Origin of the sequence: Bradyrhizobium retamae, from assembly GCF_001440415.1 — a bacterium.
Classification (GTDB): Bacteria; Pseudomonadota; Alphaproteobacteria; order Rhizobiales; family Xanthobacteraceae; genus Bradyrhizobium; species Bradyrhizobium retamae.
The window spans coordinates 1-9,071 of the sequence record NZ_LLYA01000010.1; the positions used below are offsets into that span (position 1 = coordinate 1).

At 58.3% G+C, this 9,071-nt stretch carries 8 protein-coding genes and 4 pseudogenes; 3 read left to right on the plus strand and 9 right to left on the minus strand.

The genetic code is table 11. The annotated features are described in order from the left end of the window. Positions 1-756: 756 nt before the first annotated feature. The 6 genes and pseudogenes from CQ13_RS45235 to CQ13_RS03705 form a co-directional block, all read right to left on the minus strand. Positions 757-966 carry a hypothetical protein gene (locus tag CQ13_RS45235; protein WP_063800029.1) on the minus strand — a complete coding sequence of 70 codons (210 nt, stop codon included), beginning with the start codon at positions 964-966 and terminating at the stop codon, positions 757-759. Positions 967-975: 9 nt separating this feature from the next. After that, positions 976-1,119 (minus strand): annotated as a pseudogene (locus tag CQ13_RS46705) (transposase); the annotation flags it as partial. Between the two features lie 178 nt (positions 1,120-1,297). After that, a pseudogene (locus CQ13_RS45245) lies at positions 1,298-1,696 on the minus strand (IS110 family transposase); the annotation flags it as partial. 289 nt (positions 1,697-1,985) lie between these two features. Next, positions 1,986-2,276, minus strand: a pseudogene (locus tag CQ13_RS03695) (ATP-binding protein); the annotation flags it as partial. Between the two features lie 147 nt (positions 2,277-2,423). Beyond that, positions 2,424-3,332, minus strand: a complete 909-nt coding sequence (locus tag CQ13_RS03700) for a TauD/TfdA dioxygenase family protein (RefSeq protein ID WP_057841668.1) — start codon at positions 3,330-3,332, stop codon at positions 2,424-2,426. 539 nt (positions 3,333-3,871) lie between these two features. Continuing rightward, positions 3,872-4,129 carry a hypothetical protein gene (locus CQ13_RS03705; protein WP_057841669.1) on the minus strand — a complete coding sequence of 86 codons (258 nt, stop codon included), beginning with the start codon at positions 4,127-4,129 and terminating at the stop codon, positions 3,872-3,874. A gap of 32 nt (positions 4,130-4,161) precedes the next feature. Here CQ13_RS03705 and CQ13_RS03710 point away from each other — a divergent pair, with 32 nt between their 5' ends. Next, positions 4,162-4,617, plus strand: coding sequence for a hypothetical protein (locus CQ13_RS03710; RefSeq protein ID WP_057841670.1), 456 nt, complete (start codon positions 4,162-4,164; stop codon positions 4,615-4,617). A gap of 527 nt (positions 4,618-5,144) precedes the next feature. Continuing rightward, positions 5,145-5,282 (plus strand): annotated as a pseudogene (locus CQ13_RS45250) (hypothetical protein); the annotation flags it as partial. Positions 5,283-5,849: 567 nt separating this feature from the next. Here the strand turns inward: CQ13_RS45250 and CQ13_RS45255 are convergent. Further along, a complete protein-coding gene (locus tag CQ13_RS45255; protein ID WP_245309014.1) occupies positions 5,850-6,209 on the minus strand; it encodes a recombinase family protein in 360 nt (119 codons plus the stop codon). Here CQ13_RS45255 and CQ13_RS45260 point away from each other — a divergent pair. Continuing rightward, positions 6,165-6,413 carry a hypothetical protein gene (locus CQ13_RS45260; protein ID WP_245309015.1) on the plus strand — a complete coding sequence of 83 codons (249 nt, stop codon included), beginning with the start codon at positions 6,165-6,167 and terminating at the stop codon, positions 6,411-6,413. The two genes, CQ13_RS45255 and CQ13_RS45260, sit on opposite strands and share 45 nt — an antisense overlap. A gap of 254 nt (positions 6,414-6,667) precedes the next feature. On the opposite strand, the gene CQ13_RS03725 is transcribed toward CQ13_RS45260, so the two are convergent. Continuing rightward, positions 6,668-7,666 (minus strand): NADPH:quinone oxidoreductase family protein, encoded by a 999-nt coding sequence (locus tag CQ13_RS03725; protein ID WP_057841672.1) that lies wholly within the window; start codon positions 7,664-7,666, stop codon positions 6,668-6,670. A 159-nt stretch (positions 7,667-7,825) separates the two neighbouring features. Beyond that, positions 7,826-8,530 (minus strand): hypothetical protein, encoded by a 705-nt coding sequence (locus CQ13_RS03730; RefSeq protein ID WP_063800032.1) that lies wholly within the window; start codon positions 8,528-8,530, stop codon positions 7,826-7,828. Positions 8,531-9,071 lie beyond the last annotated feature (541 nt).

The window sequence follows — 9,071 nt, forward strand, 5'->3', positions numbered from 1 at the left end:
ATCACAACGCTTGTTCTTCGTCGAGAAAAATCCGATTACTCGGACAGGCTCCTAGATGAGCGCCAATAGGTCCGTGTCCATAAGACGTTCAACTCGGCTTCAAATAGGTCCCGCGCCGGACTTGCGGTGAGTTCTGTGACGCGGGACCTATTTGAACCCTCCAGTGTTGAACCCTCCAGTATTCCGATTTGAAGCTAGACACCGCTGGCGTCGCCCGAGCGGGTCTTTGCGCATAATCGATGTGCTGCGACTTGAGGTCAAGCGGAGCGCGGCAGTCGTTCATCCTTATATTCGAGCAGGCCATCCTTCGTTCTCTAATCGCGGCCAATCATGCAAGCCCTTTCTCTTCCAATCGTCGTGTAGGCAAGAACACCAGTTCTTACCGTCGAAGCCATGGCTGATCTAAGTTCGCGCGTTGCGGCGAGGTCAAGCCCGAAGCCGCCGAAGGCGGTGGCGCATCGCGCCAGGCTTGAGGTCGCTGCGGCGCGCGAACACGCTCGCCATCAGGATTCGATCACATCGCTGTTTAGCTTTGCCACTGACATGGCTGTCAGTCGCTGCCGGGTCCACCGTTCTCTTCGCAGTCCGATCGATGTTGCAACTGCAGCTTTGCGTCAGGAGGTCGACGCCGCTATGTCCCAAACGCGGTCTGCATGTCTGCAGCCGCAGGAGGAATAACTCGGTCGCCGGCGCTCGTCCCGGCAGGGACCTCTTACCGCTCTCAGTGACAGCGGATTGGGGTGTTCGTGGCGGTCTTTAGGCGATCATCGCTGGAATGCTCCATTGGAACGACGTTCCGTCGCGCCAGACGTGGTGCAGGATCACCGCAAGCTTCCGCGCAACGGCGATGATCGCCCGCTTGCTTCCCAGCCGCTCGCTCAGAGCCTGTCCCCACTCCCTGAGAGGACACGGTCGGGTACAGCGGCGGAGCACGACGCATGCGGCTTCGTAAAGCAGTGCTCTCATACCCTGATCACCAGCTCGAGGTATGCGTCCGATCCGATCCGTCTCTCCAGATTGGAACCGTTTCGGCGTCAAGCCCAGGTGCGCCGCCGGTTCGCGAGCGCCGGAAGCGCCCCGGATCTTCGATCGTACAGATATACGACAGCGCAACAACAACGCCGAGACCGGGGACTATCATGAGTCGCTTTGCTACTGGATCCGCACAGGGGCGCCTGCGCAGGGCGCTGTCAAAGACCGTGATCTTGTCTTGCACAGCGTTGAGCGCGATCAGCATTGGCTCAACGATGGTGAGGAGGATTGGATTATCCTGAATGGCCGCTCGGACCAGTTGAACTTAGCGACGTTGACTGCCCACCCTCAGAATGACTCCAAACGTCGTCGTCTTCAACAGTCCGCGGACGGTATTCTTGATTTTCAGTGCTGTGCTGACGAGCTGGGCTCGTGCAGTAATCATGGCCCGGACCGCGTGGGTTTCCATGCTCTTTACCAGCACCTGCCGATACCAACCGACGCGAACGATCTGCGCAATTCCATGGGCGTCGTTTGCATCGGTCTTATTGATCTGCAACGAGAGTGCCGCTTTCGCATGGCGCGCATCGATGCAGACGATTGGCAGTCCACGCTCCCTGAGCCCGTGAAAAAGCCAAACCGCCAGCATGCCGGTTTCGATCCCAATGCGAACGGCGCCTGGCGCATACTTGCGAACAAGTTGCTCGATGCCCTCCGGCGTAGATGCGCATTTGCCGCGCCAAAGTGGCTGCCCAGATTCATCGACGACGCAAGCTTTCGTTTCTTCAAGCTACACATCAAGACCGACGTATTGGCCGATTGGGTGCATTGTCTTGCTCCTGCGGTAGGGAATCAGCGCATAGAGGCTAGCAACGGTGGTGCTCCGCGATTACCCCATGTCCCGACCTGAGTATCGCTAAGTCAAGGATGGCCGATCTTCGCGCCTGCGCGAGCTGCGCGCAGCGTCCTTCGACGGCAGACTCGGCGGAGTTGGGATACGATCAGGATGGACCTCACAGGCTGGACGGGGAGTTGACAGCGGACTCGGCCTTCATTTTGCGCAGGCTGACGCCGCTGAGCTCGATGCGGTATGCGTTGTGGACGATGCGATTCGAGAAGTCCGCGAACGTGGGGTTACCGATGATGTCGTACCAGTTCTCGATCGGAACCTGACTGGTGATCAGAATCGAACGGGCGTCGTAGCGATCCTCGACGATCTCCAGGAGGTCGCGGCGCCGATCGACATTGAGCGGCTCGGGCCCCCAGTCGTCCAATACAAGCAAATCGACGCGTGAGAGGGAGCGCTCCAGCGGCTTCGAAGTAGTTGGCGCATTCCAGCATCCGCCGAAGTGCTGTTGTGCGTATGCTGGCATGTGCGAGGGCGTTACGCTTGACAATTTCTACGCCGATCTCCGTGAAATTTGCGGACGCGCTAGACGACATTCGGGCGGCTACTTGATGACTTTGACACGCGCTACACTGCACCGGCCGTCGACGCCGATGGGCACCTCACCTTCGATGGCCGCGCGACGAACGAGGCGAGGCTGGTCCCCGTAGTCCTTGGCCGCATAGTGCATCGTGGCTCGGTTGTCCCAGATGGCGACATCGCCCTGCTTCCAGTTCCAGCGCAGAGTGTTTTCCGGCGCGGTGATATGAGACTCGAATAGATCGAATAGCCTCTGGCCGTCATATTTCGGCACATCAACAAAGCGTTTCGTATACATGCCGAGCACTAGCGTCCGCTCGCCGGTTTCGGGGTGGACACGTACGAGGGGATGCTCGGTTTCGAACCTCGCCTTTAGAACCTCGTCATAATGCTTCTTATCGGCTTCGGTAGGGCGGGGAAATATGGCAAAATCGAACGCGTTGCTGTGAACAACCCAGAGGTCGTCGGCAAGCCGCTGCAGCGGCGGTGGCAAATCGAGATATGCGGCCGCGGTGTTTGACCATACCGTGTCGCCGCCGACTGATGGAATCACAACGCCTCGCAGCACCAAAATCTTGGGATAGGCATCCATGTAGGCCATATCGATGTGCCAACAGTCAGTCCGGAGACCTCCGCGCACCGTATCAATTTCGATCATCGAAATCGTTCCCTTGAGAGTACCCACCGTCGGAGGCGGCGGCACAGGCTTCCCCAAACGACGAGCAAATCGCTCCTGCTCGGCGTCGTCGAGATGACCCTGCTCGCGGAAGAAGATGACCTTATGCTCAAGCAGCAGGCCATTGATCGCAGCGATGGTCTGGTCCGGCAAATCGCCCGACAGCTTGATATTCAGGATTTCAGCGCCGATGCGCGCCGAGCGTTTCACGACATCGGTACGTGGAATGACATTATTGATCAAAGCCATTTCACTCATGGTGACGTTCTCCAACTTGCTTTTCTTCCCAGACAGAGCTGTTTTCGTTGGTGGCTAGTATTTCATGTCTCTATTGTCACTGCACCTATCTTTCCTGGTGGGCTGATCTCACCCCATTGAGGTCGGCGCGACGTCCAGCTGGAAAATAGCCTTCCCGCCGATCTATGGGCCACGGCCACGTTGCAAGAGGAATCGACAAAGGATATAGCGGTGTGCGCCAATCTATCCGGACAGCGCGCAGTGGACAGGAGCGGGATATCTCCCATGCCTGCCCGCCAATACGGACTTCAGCTTATCCAGCGGCAACGTCGGCCGGGCGTCGCGCGCCCGCTTGCGATTTCCTCTGAGATGTCGCCGCCGATAGCGACGAGCCGCGCGTTGTGCATGGGCGGCCGACTCCGGCCCGTTCGCCGGGCGTTGTGAGCGTGCTTGATCGGTCCGACGGAGAAGGTCGGCGTGGCGATGCATGGAACGGGACGATCAAGTCGAGGTGGTCGGTCATGATGTGTCGTAGCGAGGTGGTTTGGGGGCGAATCGTGTCAGAGATCATGACCGTCCTCCGTCGTTACGGCCGTCTTGCTCTTGTCCGCGTGTTCCAGGGTCAGCTGCGCCTTCAGGTTGGTCAGCATGCCTTCCACCTCTGCCGGCAGCTCCGGCCAGGCCGGCGCTCCGAGGACGCCGCTGGACTGGCCGCTTGCGAACAGGTCCATTTGCGCGGCCAGGCGCCGCTGATCCTGCCTGTGCCGGCTCCGCTGTGCTGGCGGCCGGCGCGCCATTGTCGTGGTCTTGCCTGACATGGGCCACTCCCCGATTGGGACCGCGAGAGGTCATGATTGCGCCAGAAAGCAAGGCGTTCGATGATGCGGTGCGCGCCTTCAACACATCCGACAGAACGCCCACTAGCACCGACAGCGCTGATGAATCGAAAAAAAGCGTGGTGGTGACGACCGAATCATCCGCGCAAGCCACCCGATCGAATATCCAGGCAGGAATCTCAAGCCACCGAGTCGTATCGGAGCCGCTCAGCATGCAGCGGAAAACAACTTTATCCGACTTGGCGATCGCCTGGTGGACAAAAACCGGCAGACCAAACCATGGATGCCACCGATACAAGAGCTCGCGATGTGATGACTTTTTGGAAGATGATGTCCTTCTCGAAAGCCTATACTTGCCGAGGCTGCTTGAGCTTGTAGGCAACGTCGCAGCACTCGACGTCTTCGACCATATGATGACTAGCTCTGTCGTGATGCTCTCTGGAACGGCTATGGGTGTTAATTACGTATAAACCAAAATAGCGGCGAGGTATCCACGGAGACGTTGGACAAGTCCATCAACATTGTTCGCTTGCAGGGACACGTTGACGGAGCCCATCACTCCGTGCCTAGACGCCCCCCTTTCGCTTCCGGCGGCCGGAACGCCTATTTGGAACGGACTCTTCCCGACTTGTTCGAAAACGGTGAGCTGAGGGTTAAGTGCGCGCCCGCGATGACCTCAGATGATCAGACATTCGAGTCCGGCTGAGAATACGGGATAGCCCCGCATACACGCTTCCGGGTTGTCGCTTCGGTTGCCAAGTCCAGTAACGCCGCCCTTACGCGCAGGGCTCTGCTGGCGAGCGCGTCACCCCTTGATCACCACGAGCAGCGCCGGCGCCAAGGACGCGGGCGTCACGACCGTCATCGACCGGCAATTGACCGGGCCCTATGGCGGCCACGAATGGCTCTATATGCACGGGCCTTCTCAGACAAGCCGCTACCGAGCCAGGGCTTGCAGTCGAGCTGACCCTCGTCCCCACAGCAATACCGGCGGGGTTTGGCCGCGCTGGAAGCCTATCGCAGCAAGACCTATGGCGGCCGCGGTTTCGTCCGGCTCAATGAAGATGAGCATGCCAAGTTGATCGGCCCGATGGAGAAGGGCGAGATCCAGTTTGAGAAATCTTCCAGCCGCATGCTAATCGCCGCGATCTACGCCAACAACATCGAAGGCTACTTCGCCGATCCGATCTATGCGGCGAGGCCCGCACCCATTGCTGATCCAGTTGCGCTCAGCGTTCTGGCCTCGAACCTTAAAACGGTCTGGAATGCGCCGACGACGGATGCTTGCCTCAAGAAGCGCATTGTGCGCACTCTCATCCACGAGGTCGTAGCCGATATCGACGACGCGGCCTCCGAGATCGTTGTCCTGGTCCACTGGGTGGGTGGTGCCCACAGCGAGTTGTGCTTGCCCAAGCGCCGGCGCGGGCAGCGTAACAGCACCTCCGCCAACATCATCGAGGCTGTATGCCGACTGGTGCTGATCGCCAGCGACGATCTGATCGCCGGCCTCCTCAACCGCAATGGCGTCAAGACCGGTAACGGCAATCGCTGGACGCGCGAGCGTGTCACCTCGATGCGCTCGAACCATCGCATCCCGGTGTTCAAGCCCGCCGAGGACGCGATCGAACCCTGGCTCAACCTCAGTAACGCCGCAAAGCTCCTAAAGATCGCGCCCAAGGCGCTCCGGCTAGGCCTGACCTTGTCAGAGATCATGACTGACCTCCTTCGCGGGCGCTGTCGCTGTCGTCGCAGCATGGTCGAGGATCAACTGCGTCATCAGGCTCGTGAGGGCCGCCCGCGCTTCCGCCGGCAGCTCCGACCATGCGGGCGCGCCGATGGCGCCGTTCGACAGGCCGCTCCCGAACAGATCCATCTGCTGCTGCGGCCGCGGTTGTCGTCGGTATCCGCTCCCTGGCATTGCCATCTCGCGTGACATGGCTCTCTCCGATTCTACCGTCTTACCATAGGCATAGGCGCCGCCGTAGACCGGGTTCTCAATGATCCGGTGGATGGCGGAGTGAGCGAGCGCCCTGTTCCAGCGCGCTTCGAGCTCACTCGCCACCAACCGGTTCGCGGGGTCAGCGGCATCGTATTGCCGGAAGGCCCGGTCGGTGGCATAGCGCGCCGCTTCGAGGTCGCGACTAAGAGCATCGCGCACCTGATCCCGCCGTTCCCTGGCTTCCTTGGCGGCAGCGGTTGCAGCGGCGATAGCACCCGGACCGACGACGCCAAGCAGTGGTTCCTCGATTGCATCGTCGACGGGTAATCCGCCGAAGGCGATGCAGTGAGGGCCGCCATTGTCCATCCAGGCGCGGCTGCAGCTGTAGCGCGGGATATGGTGCTTCATGCCGGAGTATGCAGGACGCTAACCTAGCAATAAAGCGCCACTCGTTGCGATTTCGGTGGCCAGCGCAACATGTCCACGCTGGTGAGCTTGGCGAAATTATCGGAAGCTATGATTGTTGGAAGTCCGCGGTCGCGCGCATTACGTCGATTCGCCCGCGCACGCCGCAGGTGAATTCAATCGACATTGACGACCACTTTTCCCAGCGCCTTTCGAGCGGCCAGTTGGGCAATGGCATCGCCGGCCTCCGCCAATGAAAAGCGCGCGGATATGCAAGGGCGCAGCTTGCCACCTTTATACCACTTGAGCAACTCGGCTGCGCTGCGACTAAGATGTTGCTCACTTTGGTCAAGCCACAGTCCCCAGAACACGCCAATAATCTGGCAGGACTTCAGCAAGGGAAGATTGAGCGGAATGTGTGGAATTCCTGCGGCAAATCCTACAACGAGGAAGCGACCGTCCCAAGCTATTGCGCGTAAAGCCGCGTCTGAATAGTCGCCGCCTACGACATCACATACAACGTGAGCGCCGTCCGGGGCGCACGCCTCTTTAAGAAGGCGCGCGGCGTCTCTGCGGGAAGATGCGTCAAACGGCGCGGTGGGGTATATCACTGCACGGTCCGCTCCGTGCTCTCGGACTAGTGTCGCTTTCTCAGTTGTAGAAACTGCGGCCACAACGCGAGCACCCATCGCTTTTCCAATTTCAATTGCCGCAAGGCCGACGCCGCCAGCCGCTCCAAGCACAAGAAGAGTCTCACCGCTCCTTAGCCCCCCCTTTTCTTTCAATGCGTAATAGGACGTGCCGAAGGTAAGTATGAACGCGGAGGCTTCGTCAAATGGCATGTTGTCCGGTATCATCACGCAGCGGCTCGCGTCTACAGCAATCTTCTGCGCCATTGATCCCCATCTTGAAAACCCCATAACGCGATCACCAAGTTGAAATGAGCATACGTCGCGACCGACCGCTTCGACCACGCCAGAAAACTCGGCGCCGGGCGAAAATGGCCGTTTCGGCTTGAATTGATACTTGTCTTCTATGATCAGCGTGTCCGGAAAGTTTACGCCGCTAGCTTTGACTCGAATCAGGATCTGACCGGCGGCAGCCACGGGATCGTCAACCTCTTCGAGCACCAGCGTCTCGGGGCCTCCGATCGATCTACTCATAATCGCCTTCATGTGTACTCCGTGCGAGACAATCTGGATGTGACTCGAACTAAAGGAGCCCATGGACGGTTAGGACATCACGTACTCCCTTCGGTGCCGAGCATCTAACGGCTGCTCCGTGTTGCAGGACAGCGATACAACACCAGGCTACCGATCTTAAGTCCCGCGAAGTCACGAGGCTACAATCAGCTCGTTTATGTTGTGACGATCAACGAGGCTCCTCAACTCCTCGCCGGTTAGCCAAACAAGACAATCGTCGTCCACAATATCTTCTTCTATCAGCTGTAATATCGACCCACCGGGTTCACAATGTGCATATCCGTATACACTGCCCTTATCCAATATCCGGCGCGCTACAAGCGCGCATAAGAAGTCAGGAGCCCACATCGCAAGAGACACGCCTCGTGCTATTCCGGCCATGATCTTGGGGATGCCCTGTCCTCTAAAGTCTCTACGGATCCAACGATCCCCATGGTAGGCTACTTTTCCGACTATCTTTTTGGCGGTTGGCGCTATGCAAGTACAACGGTCGTGAGGATGTGCATGCGCGGTCGGGTCAGCGTAGAACGCTTTTAGCGATTGAAGATGTTCTGCAAAGTTGCTGTGCGAAAGATCGTACAATCGAGCAGCCTCTAAAAGAGCGACCTCGTTATTCTTGTCGAAGCCTATGATCCAGTATCCCTCGCCCGATCTGATTGGCGAGCGATCCGGCCGGAAATTTGGATATGTGGGCCGCTTTGTTGGCGTGGCCAATGTGACCGAGACATACTTATGAAAATCGAATCCTATCGAAAGCTGGATACCTCTCTGGGCGGCGGATTCATCATATACTTGAAGGAAGCGTGAGACTTGCAACGGATTAACTACGCTTGCCATTGCGACCCCTGTCCTTTCGTGATGAGCTGCATCGCAGTCCATACCGCGCGTTAGGCGCTGGTGGTACAGCATATCAATAGATCGAAACACTACCTGTTCTGGTGAGGACTACAGAGCCTGATTTCCCGTCGCATCCGACCGGACGCCGCCCTGGGCATGCCACGAGGGTCGGGAGTCGCCCAGAACTTTGGATATTCCGATGCCGTAAGCGCGTAGAATTAATCAGCCGCTGGTGGGCCGCGCCTCTCAAACGCTCGGTGGACGCTTTTTGCTACAGTTTGAACTGATTGCACCATTGCATTCCAGTTAGTTTCGGCAGCTGGATAATCGATCCCACTGCTCTCGTCCGTCAATACCTTTCGCAGGTAGTCAGCTGGCTCGCGGCAATCGCTCCTAAACTCATACCATGAAATCCGTGCGTGAATGAGATGATATTCTAACGTCCTGCGACTTTGCGTGCGAGCTTTAAAGCGGCCTCATTAGAATTAGCCCGCATTTCTCACAGAGTTAGGCGCATCGGGGCGCCGAATCAGCGAAAGTT